The organism is uncultured Anaerovibrio sp. (assembly GCA_902786545.1).
GTDB lineage: Bacteria > Bacillota > Negativicutes > Selenomonadales > Selenomonadaceae > Anaerovibrio.
Map to the genome: position 1 here is coordinate 1 of CADACU010000044.1, position 14,784 is coordinate 14,784.

The 14,784-nt window shown below is 43.0% G+C and carries 13 protein-coding genes; 2 read left to right on the forward strand and 11 right to left on the reverse strand.

Annotated elements, in window-relative coordinates; genetic code table 11:
- The 7 genes from QZV24_RS08550 to rd form a co-directional block, all read right to left on the reverse strand.
- Positions 1-2,623 (reverse strand): autotransporter outer membrane beta-barrel domain-containing protein (locus QZV24_RS08550; RefSeq protein WP_294522866.1); only part of this gene is annotated, 2,623 nt, incomplete at its 3' end.
- A gap of 229 nt (positions 2,624-2,852) precedes the next feature.
- Positions 2,853-3,221, reverse strand: coding sequence for a hypothetical protein (locus QZV24_RS08555; RefSeq protein ID WP_294522869.1), 369 nt, complete (start codon positions 3,219-3,221; stop codon positions 2,853-2,855).
- A gap of 164 nt (positions 3,222-3,385) precedes the next feature.
- Entirely contained in the window at positions 3,386-4,297 is a 912-nt protein-coding gene (locus QZV24_RS08560) for a serine O-acetyltransferase (protein WP_294522872.1), read from the reverse strand.
- A 156-nt stretch (positions 4,298-4,453) separates the two neighbouring features.
- Positions 4,454-4,720 (reverse strand): 30S ribosomal protein S15, encoded by a 267-nt coding sequence (gene rpsO / locus QZV24_RS08565; RefSeq protein ID WP_294522875.1) that lies wholly within the window; start codon positions 4,718-4,720, stop codon positions 4,454-4,456.
- 140 nt (positions 4,721-4,860) lie between these two features.
- Positions 4,861-5,487: a peptidoglycan recognition family protein gene (locus QZV24_RS08570; protein WP_294522877.1), complete on the reverse strand. Its 627-nt coding sequence runs from the start codon at positions 5,485-5,487 to the stop codon at positions 4,861-4,863.
- Between the two features lie 45 nt (positions 5,488-5,532).
- Positions 5,533-6,456, reverse strand: coding sequence for a bifunctional riboflavin kinase/FAD synthetase (locus tag QZV24_RS08575; protein WP_294522880.1), 924 nt, complete (start codon positions 6,454-6,456; stop codon positions 5,533-5,535).
- Positions 6,457-6,613: 157 nt separating this feature from the next.
- Complete coding sequence (gene rd, locus QZV24_RS08580) at positions 6,614-6,772, reverse strand: rubredoxin (protein WP_294522883.1); 159 nt, start codon at positions 6,770-6,772, stop codon at positions 6,614-6,616.
- Between the two features lie 327 nt (positions 6,773-7,099).
- Here rd and QZV24_RS08585 point away from each other — a divergent pair, with 327 nt between their 5' ends.
- Positions 7,100-9,073, forward strand: a complete 1,974-nt coding sequence (locus QZV24_RS08585; protein ID WP_294522890.1) for a methyl-accepting chemotaxis protein — start codon at positions 7,100-7,102, stop codon at positions 9,071-9,073.
- A gap of 148 nt (positions 9,074-9,221) precedes the next feature.
- On the opposite strand, the gene QZV24_RS08590 is transcribed toward QZV24_RS08585, so the two are convergent.
- The 4 genes from QZV24_RS08590 to QZV24_RS08605 form a co-directional block, all read right to left on the reverse strand.
- Positions 9,222-10,127 carry a DMT family transporter gene (locus QZV24_RS08590; protein ID WP_294522896.1) on the reverse strand — a complete coding sequence of 302 codons (906 nt, stop codon included), beginning with the start codon at positions 10,125-10,127 and terminating at the stop codon, positions 9,222-9,224.
- A 157-nt stretch (positions 10,128-10,284) separates the two neighbouring features.
- Entirely contained in the window at positions 10,285-11,220 is a 936-nt protein-coding gene (locus QZV24_RS08595; protein ID WP_294522900.1) for a DUF1848 domain-containing protein, read from the reverse strand.
- A 138-nt stretch (positions 11,221-11,358) separates the two neighbouring features.
- The gene (locus QZV24_RS08600) at positions 11,359-12,489 is read right to left on the reverse strand and encodes a hypothetical protein (protein ID WP_294522903.1); all 1,131 of its coding nucleotides are present in this window, start codon (positions 12,487-12,489) and stop codon (positions 11,359-11,361) included.
- 404 nt (positions 12,490-12,893) lie between these two features.
- Positions 12,894-13,337, reverse strand: a complete 444-nt coding sequence (locus QZV24_RS08605) for a GatB/YqeY domain-containing protein (RefSeq protein ID WP_294522907.1) — start codon at positions 13,335-13,337, stop codon at positions 12,894-12,896.
- A 326-nt stretch (positions 13,338-13,663) separates the two neighbouring features.
- Here QZV24_RS08605 and QZV24_RS08610 point away from each other — a divergent pair, with 326 nt between their 5' ends.
- On the forward strand, positions 13,664-14,545 hold the full coding sequence (locus QZV24_RS08610) for a DMT family transporter (RefSeq protein ID WP_294522908.1): 882 nt from the start codon (positions 13,664-13,666) through the stop codon (positions 14,543-14,545).
- Positions 14,546-14,784 lie beyond the last annotated feature (239 nt).

Genomic DNA, 14,784 nt, shown 5'->3' on the forward strand with positions numbered 1-14,784 from the left:
TATCCGTATCCAGGCCATACAGCTTGCGCATTTCATCAATGCGGTCATCACCGGTATCGGACAACTGCTTATACATATCCGTCATGGCATTATAGGCTGTCTGCTGAGTGCTGTCTATGTCCCCCAGATTGTTGCTGGCCACCGTCTGCACCTTGATTTCATTGCCGGATACCGTACCGGTGGTACTAAGCATCCCGCTGGCTGCATAAGACTCATCGCCATTGCCAATGGTACCGGTAATACTATCGGCCGTCAGCACCGTCATTTCATCTCCCGGCAGGGCATTTTCAATGGAAATCATGGAGCCTTCCACATCTGCTGTTCCAGAAACCACAATCTGTCCCTCGTCACCTCCGGCATAGCCGGCCAGTACACCTTCAGAAACCAGATTGCCATTTATAGTCATATTACTGTCTTGATTGGCGGCCCCAATTGTACCATAGTTGTAGAAATTACCGGTAGTATTGTCCTCAAACCCTGTGGCTATATCGCCTGACAAATCCGTTAGATTATAAGTACCACCAAACAGTTCTGCCCCATCATCTACACTGACATTTATTACATCGGCTTCGCCGCTGTAAGTAAGCGTTTCGCCGGTTACATTAAGCTTAATGTTATCAGCGCCAAAAATATCGCCATCGTATTTCATTTCATTATTGAAATTAAGGTTGGTCACCAAATCAGGGATGTACTTGTTGTACTCATAGCCATTTTTTGCGTAGTTGCCATTGTATTGTATACGAAGAACATCCCGCTTGTTGCCATCCCCATCATAGGCCTCCTCACAGGAATCCTTATAAAACTGTTTCCATTCAGACACTATATCGCCCTTGATGCTGGCCCCAGGATTGATATTGATATTTTTTACAAAAGCACTCTTCCCAATGTAAATAGCCGCATCGCTGCCCACCAGTTTCCCGGACAGATTATAATCATCCACCAGCGGTCCTTCCAGCTCATCTTTCCCGGCACTATAGCCGTCTATTGTCAAATCAGTCAATTTATAATTTTCAGCTGCAGAGATGGTACCAGCATCAGCTCCGGTATTATAGCCATTTACCCAACGATTATACCGTATGTATGAGCCACGATATTCATCCGAGGCACCGTTAGTGCTTGACCCAAAGTCAAATCGCATGCCTACACCACCATTGCCATTGGCTGTAACCGTACCGGCCTGCTCCACGGTCTGGTTTCGTCCATAGGCAATCAGTACACCATTCCCCCGATTACCATCGGCATGAATTTCGGTCTCCTTCGGTATTATCAGGGTATTGGTCATACCATCCACCCGAACGCCGGTTGCGCCTATACCCTTAGTCAAAATATCAGCATTCTGGGTAACTGTATTTCCATAACCGTAAATATGCAGTCCAATGCCAAGTGGTGTTTTACTGAAGGTATCATTAACATACGCCGTTCCGGCATCATTTCTGGCAAAATATCCCTGCGTATTGTTTATGGTACCGCCATTACCATATATGGAACGCCCGAAATACGCCTTGCGGTCTATTTTATACCCCAAATCCTGCATTACCGCCAATTCAACTTCCAAAAAACTGGTATAGTTGGAATAGTCACGATGACTCATCATACCGGCAGTCTGAATATGGCTCCCTTCAAATCCCCTTCTTTCCCAACCATTAACCGGCACAGCACTGCGACCGAAAAAAGTGGCACCGCCTAAGGCATCCACTACATTTTTACCAGAAAAATACGCATACCCCTTACCATCAGCCGTTACCGCATCGTCAACGATAAAATAATCGTCAACGGATAAACTTGGATCATTCGCCTTCCATTTTTCAAAAGTAGCCGAAGTGATAATCTGCATCCCAGCCTTGGCTTTGTTGCCATTTTGGTCCTGTAACTGAAGGGACCAACTGGTTTCATCATTCAATCCAGGATGAAACCATGTATTTCCACGTCTCGTGCGCTTCGCCGCATGAATTCCCAAAGCATGCCCCAGCTCGTGGCGAATGGTTCCCACATAATCAGCTGCAAACTCATTGGTAGGCAAAACCGTATCATTATCCACCCACCAGCCATCAATAGCCCCCTGGCGAAAGGCACCAAAAGCATACCCCACGGTTATATTGCTATACCCGTAGTTGCCAACCGGCAAAACTCCGGTCTCAGCCTTGTCAATGGTCAGCTCTTCCAACTTATCACCATACTGCAGCTGGTGTCTGACAAAGGATTCGCCATTATAGTAGCTATTATACGCAGGACGTACCCCATTCGATTTAATATTGGGAGACGATGCCGAAGCATTTCTTTGATAGTCTGTATGTATAAAAATCTGCCATGGCTCGTCATTTTTAAGACCATCCCCCAACATATCCGTCCAATATGTAGTAGAATCCACCGTAGCATCAATAAGATCATCCGACATATCATACCGCGACGGATTGATCAACCAGCGGTTCTTTTTACCTATCCCTTGGTCCTTTGCCAAAAAATTGAGTTCAGCAACATTTCTTCCATCATATTCAATATACTCTGTAGCCAAATAGTCTGTATCTTCTGCTGAAACATAAGGGGTGATTGACATCAATCCAATAAGCACCGCTGAAACCAGTGTACTATGCTTTATCCCTATCTTTTTCCGTGACTTTTTCATACAACCACTCCTTTTGGCAAGCCTTCATCGTAATCATCTATATATATTTAAATTCTTCACTATCTTATATCGACATATTCGCTAATTTTTTTTAATTTCCTTTTCCTAAAAACAGCAATATCAGAAAAAACAACGCCCCCAGAAAAATTTCTGGGGGCAAAATATATTATCTAGCTAATATTACCTTGCTTCAATGAGACTGCAGCAGTATCAGGCTAACACAGAATATTTATATCATTTCTATGCTTGAGGCTCCGCCTGGACGGATGGTCAGCGAATAAACCCTGTACAAATCCAAACCATACCAGTAATCCTCAGCGCCATTATCATAAACTACCTTTATATCCCAGAACTGAACACCATCTCTCGGATCAAAATACAGGAAGATATCCTGACCTGGGCGAAGTACATTGCTGCCCAGCTCATCCTGATAAATCCAGTTAGACTCCGAGGTAGGGCTAAGATAAATATAAGAGATGGTACGGCCAGTGCCGTTTATCAGGGTAAAGTCCTGACTGCCGGCCATTGCCGTTCCTGAAACAGCAAACATCATAACAACTGCCATAAAAAATACCTGTAAAGCTCTAAGTTGTTTCATTGTAATCTCCTCCTTAATGTGCCAAATTCCGTTCTGTGAATTCCTGCCTAGTCTTACTACATTCTCCTCATTGCCATTATCCAGTGACAGGAAAATGCTCTGTCATCATCTCATTTTTTATTATAACATTTTTTTATGTTTAAGATAAAGTTTTTTTACCAATATTATTCTGATTTTTTATCAGGAATCATCTGCAGTTCCCCTTTGCCGTTGCTGACCCGCATTCCCGGTGGCACCGAACTGGTGATAAAGCAGTTACCACTGATAATACAGTTATCACCGATAATGGTTTCACCACCCAAAATAGACGCATTGGAATAAATGGTAACATTATCGCCAATAGTTGGATGCCGCCGCACACCGATAAGGTCACGACCAGCTCTGGTGGACAGCCCCCCCAAAGTTACTCCCTGATACAGCTTCACATGATTGCCTATAATAGTAGTTTCACCTATAACTACTCCGGTTCCATGATCGATAAAGAAATACTCCCCAATCTGTGCTCCGGGGTGAATATCCACTCCCGTACAGCTATGGGCATATTCTGTCATAATCCTTGGAATCATTGGCACATCCAGCTTATAAAGCTCATGGGCAATGCGGTTCACCATTATGGCATAAAAACCAGGATATGAAAAAATAATTTCATCGAAACTGGTGGCAGCCGGGTCTCCGTCATAACCGGCCCGAATATCCTTTATCAGATATTCACGGATAGTTGGCAATGTATCGATAAAAACTCCTACAACAGCTTCAGCATGGTCCTCTATCACATCAGCTGACTTGTGTTTGTATTCTGAATGCTGTTGGATACATACCAGCACCTGCTCAGTCAATTCCGCAACCACCGACGACAATCTGGCCCCCAACTCATATTTAAGCGAGTAGCTGCCAGGATTTTTCTGATTGGCAAAGTGTACCGGAAACAAAATTGCTACTATATTGTTCAGGATACCAATAATAATATCCTTATCCACCTTTAAATGCTCGAACATAGTACTGGATTTGTGTGTTGCCAATACATCACCAAATATATCATCAGTAATTTTCTGAACCTTTTTATCCATAACTGACATAGGATAATCTCCCCTCATACCTTTAAAATATCGCCTAATTACTGTTGATTTTACAATATCCTTCTCTACATAGCAAATAAAACCTGAAAAATAAAAGAGACTGCTCCAAAAGATTTCTCTTTCAGAACAGTCCCTAAATCCGAAGTCAATATGAAATTACTTGCGAAGACCGAGCTTGGAAACAATTGCACGATAGCGCTCGATATCAACCTTGTTCAAGTATGCCAAGAGGCGACGACGATGACCAACCATCTTCAGCAGACCGCGACGGGAATGATGGTCCTTCTTATGCTCCTTGAGATGCTCAGTTAGGTAGGCGATACGGGCAGTAAGAACTGCAACCTGAACCTCTGGGGAACCGGTATCACCCTCATGAACAGCATACTTCTGCATAATTTCCTGTTTTGCTTCCTGTGTTAACATTGAAAAATCCTCCTATGTCTTTGAATAATTCCACAAGCTGAGGCAACGCCGGAGACGCCATTGTCTGAGCAAGGGTATCTATGTGCATCAACGCACTTGATAAAGTATACTATACCGAAATTGATTTGTAAAGAATAAAATTAACCTATTTCATCCTCCGGCAAATTCAATCCCATTCTGGTCATTACCCGTTTTCTTATTTGGGGCAGCATGTCATAAAGCATATCCCCCGGACAGGCGGTGGCATTGACATCACGATGACCAATAACTGACAATTCATCCGGTACCAGATTATATACGCCACAAAGTGTTACCAGCAAATTAACCAATGAATTTATCTGCTCCGGTGTAGGTGTCCCAATGCAGAAATTTCCTGCCAGAGCTATGCCCACCGAATCCTTATTATTGTATTGGGCATGGGCACCGACCATATTCCAGCCACGCCCCCGCTCTACCATACCATTTTTCCGGATAACATAGTGATAGCCTATACCAGCCCAACCTAATCGGTCCCGATGCAGCATATGAATTTCTGCTGCAGTCATATCCCGATCCTTGGGCAACCCAGTATGGTGAACTATTATCCGGTTGGTTTCTTCCCGTTTTTCCGGCATTTCGGCAAACTCAAAATAATTCTCCCGAATGAGCAACTCATCTTTTTTCCATTTGCTTGCCGCAAGGGCTTCCTCACCCAGGGCCGGCATAGATAACATACCGAGCCCTAATGTTACGCCAAGCATCTTCTTTAAAAAACTTCGTCTATTCATAAATAACAAAAGCACTACCTTAATATGATTTATTTATCCGGTTCATTACAGCAACTGCCTTGCTTTTCCTTCATCCAGCCGAAGTTGCTTTACCAAAGCCTCAACGCCACTGAATTTCTTTTCTTCCCGGAGTTTTTTGACAAATTGTACTGTCAGAGGCTGATTGTATAAATCCCCCTTAAAATCAAGTATATGAACCTCCAACCTTCGGTTACATCCCTCAAAGGTTGGATTATTGCCGATATTGGCTATTCCCTTATGCCTTACTCCATCCAGTATGACATACACGCCGTAGGCTCCATTCGGCAACATAGCTCTTTTATCAGGAATAGCCAGATTAGCGGTGGGAAAACCAATCATCCGCCCCCGCTGATCCCCATGAATGACCCGACCGCCAAAGCTAAAAGGTCGGCCCAAATACTCATTGGTCTTGTCCAGATCGCCTGTTTCAATAAGCGCCCGGATTTGCGTGCTGCTCACCATGCGGCCTTCAATCTGAACCGCCTTGCCTATTTCCGCTACAAAGCCATATTTATCAGCCACCCGGCTAAGCATACGGGAATTTCCCTTGCCTTTTTTCCCAAAGGTAAAATTCGGACCTGTAACTAAAAACTTCGGGCTACAACTCTGGCAAAGCAAATCCAAAAACTCCTCTGGACTCTGTCTGGACATTTTCTCCGAAAAAGTCACATTCAACAGAATATCTACGCCCAGTTCCTCCATAAAAGCCGCCTTCGATATATTATCACCAATTTGGACCGGCACACGGTCCGGTGCCACTACCGATAACGGATGATTGGTAAAGGTGAAAACTACTCCCACCAAATCATGCTCTTTGGCCAGCGCCATGGCCTGCCGTATAATGCTCTGATGCCCCACATGGACTCCATCAAAGGTCCCCAGTGCAATAGCCGTACTCCTGCCCTTTAAAAAGCCTTTTATTTCACTAAATTTATTGAAAACGCGCATTGGAAAATCACCTAAAATATCAAATCAAACATTATTATACAGTCTGGGACTTTTAAACGCAAATTTGAAACCATTTTTCCATAAAATGTAGACCGTAAATAAAAAGCCAGTTCAAAATAGAACTGGCTCACACTCTTATTCCCCCAACATTACTCCCTTATGCCGGCTCAAACATATCCTTGCCTACACCACAAATCGGGCAAACCCAATCCTCCGGCAAGTCCTCAAAAGCCGTTCCTGGCTGGATACCACTATCAGGATCTCCTACCTCAGGATCATAAACATAGCCACAAGGCCCACACTGGTATTTACTCATAAAAACCCCCGCTTTCTCCTAAACAAAACTTTTTTCGATACGAACCATTTTCGCATCCTTTGGCATAAGATATTCGCTATAACTTTTCTTTTTCCTGCCAGCAATACCTCATAATATCAAAGCCGTCCATTCTTTCCGTTATGCTGCATCAATCTACGGATACTATCATAAATTTTTGTACAAATCGATGGTAAAAAAAATTACCCAAATGATATAATTTAGTTGAAGCTAAAAACATTTTACTCCGTTAGTGCTGAAAAATCATAAAATATACTACTAATGTCCCCTCCTTGAGTGGAGGGGCGTAAAATTAAGGGAGGTACTTGTATGGGTATTAAAAAGAAATTTCAGATTTTTGCCATTGGCATCGGCATCTTGCTGGCCTTGGTGTCCATGATTGGCTTCATTATTTCTGATTCCAATTTGGAATCAAGTGTAGAAGCCGAACTGACCGCCGTTGTCAGCAACGAGTCTGCCGAACTGGACGGCTGGTTTAAAGAAAAGGCAACCTCTGCTACTTATGCCGCCAACCTTATGTCATCATTCAAGGGTGATAGAGCTCGCATTGAATCAATTGATTCCCTGTCCCTAATTTCCTCCGATAAAGATATTCTTGATTTGAATATCGGTACCGAAGATGATTATTTTGCATCTTTCTATGGCGGTAATATGACCGGCAAATTGATACCAAAGCAGCGTCCTTGGTATAATGATGCCAAGAATGCCGGCAAGACGGTATTTACCGAGCCATATGTAGATAAAAATACTGGCAAACTGGTTGTTTCCGTTGTTTCTCCATTTAAAGGGACCAGTGGTTTCTACGGTACTCTTTGTACAGATATAGCACTGGATATCGTTAGTGAACGCGCTAAGGCAGCTAAGTACCGTGGTGAAGCAGGTCAGGGTATCGTTATAGATACTGCCGGCAATATTCTTGGTACTGCCGGTAATGAAGAAATTATGTCCGATGTCCGCAAAGTAAAAGGTATTGGCGAACATTTTGATGAAATGGTAAAGAATGACACTGGTTTCTTTATCTATGAAAACGACGCCGGTAAGCAGGTATTTGGTTATAAGAAAATGCCATGCAATGGCTGGGTATTTGGTTTATCCGTTCCTTATGATTATGTATATGCACCGGTATCTAATTTGAAGATTGCCTTTGGTATTCTTACCATTGTTGGCTTCTTGATTGTTATTGCAATGTGCCTGAAGTTTGCTGATACCATCACCACTCCAATTGTTGCTTTGAAGGATCATGCTGATCAATTGGCTCATGGTAACCTCAGACTTAGAGATATCGTAAGAACTTCCAACGACGAAATTGGTTCTTTGGTAACGGCCTTCAACACCATGAGAGCACATCTCGCCAAGCTCATCAGTTCCATGGCTACAACTGCTGAACAGGTTGCAGCATCCTCCGAACAGCTTACTGCCAACGCTCAGCAGAGTGCCGAATCCTCAGTTCATACTGCTGAAACCGTTTCGCAGGTAAGCACCAATATGGACCAGCAGATTTCCGATGTAAATACAGCTAAAGAAAGCGTAGACAATGTATACGGCGATATTCAGCTTATGACAAATAAGACCAACGAAGCATCAGAAGCCTCCAGAGATGCTGCTCAGGCAGCTGAGGAGGGTGCTTCCCTTATGAGAGCCGCCATGGAGAAAATTGGTTCCTTGGAGGGCAGTGTTCTTCAGTCTGCCGAGGTTGTAAAGGAACTGGGCGAAAACTCCAAGCAAATTGGTCAGATTGTCGAAGCCATTTCTTCCATTGCTGAACAGACCAATCTGCTGTCGCTCAATGCAGCTATTGAGGCAGCCCGTGCCGGTGAACAGGGCCGTGGTTTTGCTGTAGTAGCTGAAGAAGTAAGAAAACTGGCTACCGAATCCAAGGAATCAGCTGAACAGATTAAGGCAAGGATCTCCTCCATTCAGGAAAATACCGACAGAGCCGTGGCTTCTATGGAACAGGGTACCAGAGAAGTTGAACAGGGTACTAAGGCCATCCGTGAGGTTGGTACCCAGTTCACGGAAATAATGAACAAGGTAAATGGCATTGGGAATTCCATGAAGGAAATCAACAATTCTGTTCAAACCGTTTCTGACGGTGCTACTCAAATCGTTAAGGCTGTAGATGCTATTGATTCTGTTAGCAAACAGACTGCTGAGCATATGAATATGATTGCAGGAACTACTGAGCAGCAATCTGCTTCCAACGAAGAAATCGCCGCAGCATCTCACGCTCTGGCCAAGATGGCAACTGATATGAGTTCCATGGTGGGTGAATTCCAGGTATAGAGGTCTTTATAAAATAATTTCAGAAAAAGGCTATATGCTCCCCCTTTGACAAACGGGGTAAATAACAACTTCATATCATAAAAAAGCTGGAATCCGGTAAAACCAATTCCAGCTTTTTCTTTATGTGTAATCACTCAATCATACAATTCTATTTCCTATGCACAAGGGATAAATACAATACCGGACAAAGAATCATCATTGTCCCCAAAAGCTCCGGCATCTGATAAAGAACATCCAGCAACCACACCGACAGCAAAATTGCGCTGACAGGCTCCACCAGTTCATATATGGCTGCAATCTGCGGCTTTATATACTTCAAACTGGCCAGAAATGTCCAAAAGGCTATTGCCGTACCAAAAAGAACAGTGTACACCACATTTAATATGGTAAATGCATCCATTTCCACCGTTGCAGCTATGGTCCAGGGCTGAACTATTGGCAACAGCACGGTACCCGCCAGCAATAGCCCCCACCCCGTTACATTAGACGGTCGAAAACGCTTCATAAGATAGCCTGGCTGTACAGTATATATTACGCCAAAAATTGGCAGCATTATACCATAGATAATCCCCGTCTCAGAAACGGACAGGGTGGTCATATCACCATGGGTCGCCATAACCACTGCCCCTGTAACAGCCGAAATACAGCATATTATCTCATAAAATTTTGGCATTGATTTACTGCGCAGGGACATCCATAAAATAGTAGCAATCGGTGCCAGACTCACAAACACGGTGGCCATAGCAGCATTCATGTGCCTCACTGCTGACAAGTAAACATACTGTACCCATGTTATGGTGATAAAGCTAAATATCAGCATCTGAATGATATTCTTCTTCCCCTTCCATGGGGCAAAGAAATTCTTTTTATATATAAAATAATCTGCCCCTAAAAGTACAAGGCCAGCAAAAAACATACGAACCGTTACCACCCAGATGGGGGGCAGCCCCTTGTTCTGCACAAGATACTGGCAAGTAACCCCCATTATGCCCCACAGAATGGAACCGGTAATGGCCAACAAAGCTCCCTTTTTCCCTGGGGAAACATCAAGCATAATAATCCTCCATGCACTTAGTTTTGCCCTGTACTAACGGGTGAAAATCCCCCATAAAGCCCAGGGGTTATTCGACTACCCTCTATCAAATCTACATTCTTGCTCACTGTCAGGATACCTCTCCTGCTCCATCCCGCTCATAAATAATAACTTATTCTTAAAATTCCAATCGGAGCTGCCCGTCAATCCAACTGAATTGGTTTGCATTATAAACCACCATATCCGGATCAATGTTGCCAATAAGGAATGGTGACTCCGGATTATGCTTTTTCATATTCTTTTTCACCAGCGCCGAATTAGCATTAGCATAACAATATCGGCAAAGATGCCCGCAAGTGTCATATTCACCAATATCAGTTCCCAAAAGGCAGGCACATGCCCCGTTCCTTTGATTTTTCCCTCGCTTTGGTACATTCAAATGCGCATGAAGTGCCGTTTCAAAGATTTTCACCGTCATGCACCCGGAACAGTCCGCTCCATAGGCTTCCAAATCATTTCCTTCCGCACAGGGTCTGATAATCATACCATATTTGCCTGCTATTTCAATAAAAGCCTTTCCTATTGTTAGCCTGTCTTTTTGAAACACTTCTCCAACCTCTGGAAAGTTTCTCTCCACCTTCTTGTAAATATCGATGAAACTAATAACACAGGACTTTGTGTAGCCGGACAGTGTCTTTGCCATATTTTCAAACTGTGAAATATGCCATTCCACTGGATGCCTTGTATCCACAAATATCGGATCATATCGCCATCCCATGCTGTCAACCCCAACAATATCTGATAGCCGCTTAAAATTCTCCATCACTTTACCCTTATCAGGAACATTAGGCTCAATATCTTTCCCATAGGGAGTAATGGTAACAAACCAATACTGGCCATATGACTTCAGATAATCCATATATGGCAACATCGGCGCCGGATTCTTCGTACAAAAAACCATCAGGTCCACAACCTTAGGGGACAGACTGTACCTGGTCACCTGGGCAGGATTGTACGGATTTCGTACAAGCACAAATCCTGCTTTTATTCTATTGATTAGCCATTTTGAATAAAACGCCGGTATATCAGTACGCATTCCGGTCTGTATTATCACCTGATCACTTCCCTAACTGCTGTAGCACTTCCCCAAAGATTTGTTGGGTTTCATTCCCCTTTTAATAATATATCCAGAAAAAATCGGACTGCGTCGGCCAGTCCGATTCACATAGCAATTATTTTCATAATTCACATACTATCGGCTAATATCCACACTGGAGCTATCAATGGACAAACCATCATCAAAGGATGAGGTGTACTGTTTCATCATATCAATTATCCCATCATCAGTAAAGCCCTTCGGTATTGCAGATTTTCCAGTATGTTTATCTTCACCGGCAAGCTGTCCCTCAGGCATTGCCTTGTATTCCTTGCTATGGGTAAATTCATCCCAGGCATTTTGGATAGCCCGCAGCTTATAGAGGAGCTTTTCAATAATTTCCGAAGCAGCATCCTTGGCATTGGTCTTTGCGGAAGCAGTCTGTTCCATTGAAACAGACTCATCTGAACCATTGTCCTCCGGTGATTGTTCGCCGACTTTATCCACATCGTCAGCCTTGTTCAACTCAGACATAATGGTATTTATTTCCCGCATTACAGAGGATAAGATCTCTTTAGTGACTTTTTCTGATACCTGGTTATCAGGGGCCTTTGCCTGGGCTACATCTTCTGTCCCCTCAGCAGCTTCACCACTTATCCCACTATTGACCATTCCATTGGTAGCAGATGCTTCTATAGGCACTGCACTGGCCATAGCTGGACTCATGCTATTTTCACCAACGACATTAGGAGTATCATTTATATCCGTTCCAGCAATTATATCAGCTCCATCTGCATTGATATCTGCAGATATGTCATCTCCCATGCCGCCAGCGAAGGAGGATGCACCACCAACCACGCCGGCTCCTCCCCCCTTGGCGGCAGTTAACTCCGCTAGGGCCTCACCGGAAGCCTTTAATTGGGCCCGCATTAAAGCCTGCCTGGCCTCAGCCTTGGTATGGCAACTTGATAGATCCTTCTCCAACTCTTCCCTGGCCCGTTGAGCTCCCTTGGCCTTTCTATACAAATCCGGATCTTTTTCCCGCAGGTAACTCATTTCATCAGCCGAAAGCTTGCGTCCGCCCTTAAGCTTTGTTTTAATCGTGGCAGTCTTTATTGGATCACTATGCTTGGTACTTTGATTGCTGCTAATTTTTTGCAGGGCGCTTTGCAACTTTTCCGTTTTATTGGGTATTAGACTCTGTCCCGTTTTTATACGGTACTTGGCGGCTGTTTTTAAATTCCTTTGCTGCACATATGCACCGACACGCCCAATTCCCTCCAGCATAAGAACACCTCCCTCAAGTCCTATCAATATATTATCGAAATAATAAAATTTGAAATTAAACTAATCAATGCCATATATATCCTATTCCTGTGGATGAATAGTAATAAATAACCGTACTAATCGTTTCCGCCCCCTCATAATATTTTTGGATAATAATCAACCCGCACAAGTCTATAGTTCAGTTCAACTTCCAGATACTGATTTATTTAGTTATAATACCGAGTTAAACCAAAGCCCTATCCAGTTGGCATTAAATTGCCTCCCGAATAGGGCTTATATTTTACTCTCAACCAAACTCAGCGACTAAGCTACACCATTTTTTGATGTCTTTTGATATCACATCGGGGCTAACCGTCGCTTGTGTCTGCTCCTCATAAACTTTTTTTATCCCATCATATGCCTAATCAATTCAGGGCTTCCTTCACTAATGTATTGACCATTTTGCCATCAGCCCGACCTTTAACCTTTGGCATAAGCGCCCCCATTACTTTACCCATATCCTTAGGTGAGGATGCCCCTGTCGTTTCCACTGCCTCTTTCACCAATGCCCGCACCTCATCCTCGGATAACTGCTGTGGCAGATATGGCATTAAGAAGGCAATTTCAGCTTCATTCTGAGCTACAAGATCAGACCTTCCACCCTTTTCAAAATCTGCGATGGAATCCTTACGCATCTTAACTTCCTTGCTGATAACGGCTATTACTGCCTCATCATCCAGCTCTACCTTATTATCAATTTCCTGTTGTTTAATAGCTCCTCTAACCATGCGAATTACAGCCAAACGCTCTTTTTCTTTAGCCTTCATAGCTTCCTTCATATCATTTGCCAACTGTTCTTTTAGTGACATATTATACACCTCCAAAAATTAAAGACTTTAACCACATATAAATATAGCGAGTGAAGTCTTTAAAATCAATATTAAAATATTCAGTACTATGATTTATGTTCCGTTTTTCTTGTCTATACATCCGATTAGGTATATAGTCCATCACAAGATTATTTTTCTATTTTGCTTTCCCTAAGTAATCATTCTATAATTTAGAATGTAATTGCCAAAATAAACATCTTCGATCTGGAACTGAACAACCAGATTTTCCGGTTTGCTATCTGGATGGCAATGACAAACTACAATGGCTATGTCACTAATAATAAAATTTTTTAGAAGGATATAAAATGAATAAACTAAATAACTTAAGCGTCAATGGAGCAACCATATTGATGGCTGCATTGGTAATCGCCAGAGGAACATCCTTCATGTTCTCCAAGCTGCTTTTAACAGATATGGGGCCACTGAGCCTATTAGGAATAAGATTTTTATTGGCTTTTATTATTATATTCGCGATATTTTTCAGATATATAAAAAAAGCTGTAAAAAAAGACCCAAATGTCATAAGAATAAGTGTGATTCTAGGAGCAATTAATTTTTTGTGCATGGCATCAGAATTGATTGGTCTGCAATATACTACCTCCTCCACCTGTGCCTTTATTGAAAATTCAGCAATAGTAATTGTTCCTGTCATGGAAGCCTTTTTGCTTCGCAGAGCTCCTTCATGGCAGATCATAGTATGTAGTGTTCTTACAATGGGGGGTATTGCACTGATTACCGTAGGAAGTGGATTTGATGGTTTTGGCCTAGGTGAATTTTTATGTGTAATTGCTGCCCTGACCTTTGCCATAGCAATTATTATCAATGGCCGAAGCTCCAGAATACATGATTCTTTTACAATAGGCCTATTGACCGTTGGCACAATGGGTTTTATGGCAATAACAGCTGCCCTTGTTTTTGAGTCCCCACACCTTCCGAATACTTCGGAACAATGGATGATGCTGATAATGCTTGTACTGGTATGCACCTGCCTGGGTTTTGTCCTTCAGCCGGTGGCACAGAGCCGTATCAGTATTCAGATGGCAGGGGTAATGTTCGGACTAAATCCCCTTACCGCAGCTGTCTTAGGATGGATTTTTATGGGCGAAGCCTTAGGTACTGCCGGAGTAATTGGCGGTCTGCTGATTATAGTCGGTATCGTTGGCATCAGCTTACGCGGCAAGGCTTAGGGGTAAGTATGCTGTTTTATTAGTTTCCCCAATAGCTCTGTATTCGTAAATTTCCGCTATTAGGGCTGACTAAGGATTTCACCCATTATATGCGTCCATACTGGGCACACCATGAAATAAAGCAGAGGCTAGCCACTTAAGTGATATGCTCCCCCTATAGGAGACAGTGAAAAACAAAAACTGTCATTATAGGGGGATTTTTCTATGCCACATAAAAAGAAAGCGACTACTGAAGAAAT

Bases quoted from the DNA above. Each gene is read 5' to 3' on its own strand.
- QZV24_RS08555 (WP_294522869.1), bottom strand. From the start codon at position 3,221: ATGAAACAACTTAGAGCTTTACAGGTATTTTTTATGGCAGTTGTTATG.
- QZV24_RS08560 (WP_294522872.1), bottom strand. From the start codon at position 4,297: ATGTCAGTTATGGATAAAAAGGTTCAGAAAATTACTGATGATATATTT.
- rpsO (WP_294522875.1), bottom strand. From the start codon at position 4,720: ATGTTAACACAGGAAGCAAAACAGGAAATTATGCAGAAGTATGCTGTT.
- QZV24_RS08570 (WP_294522877.1), bottom strand. From the start codon at position 5,487: ATGAATAGACGAAGTTTTTTAAAGAAGATGCTTGGCGTAACATTAGGG.
- QZV24_RS08575 (WP_294522880.1), bottom strand. From the start codon at position 6,456: ATGCGCGTTTTCAATAAATTTAGTGAAATAAAAGGCTTTTTAAAGGGC.
- rd (WP_294522883.1), bottom strand. From the start codon at position 6,772: ATGAGTAAATACCAGTGTGGGCCTTGTGGCTATGTTTATGATCCTGAG.
- QZV24_RS08585 (WP_294522890.1), top strand. From the start codon at position 7,100: ATGGGTATTAAAAAGAAATTTCAGATTTTTGCCATTGGCATCGGCATC.
- QZV24_RS08590 (WP_294522896.1), bottom strand. From the start codon at position 10,127: ATGCTTGATGTTTCCCCAGGGAAAAAGGGAGCTTTGTTGGCCATTACC.
- QZV24_RS08600 (WP_294522903.1), bottom strand. From the start codon at position 12,489: ATGCTGGAGGGAATTGGGCGTGTCGGTGCATATGTGCAGCAAAGGAAT.
- QZV24_RS08605 (WP_294522907.1), bottom strand. From the start codon at position 13,337: ATGTCACTAAAAGAACAGTTGGCAAATGATATGAAGGAAGCTATGAAG.
- QZV24_RS08610 (WP_294522908.1), top strand. From the start codon at position 13,664: ATGAATAAACTAAATAACTTAAGCGTCAATGGAGCAACCATATTGATG.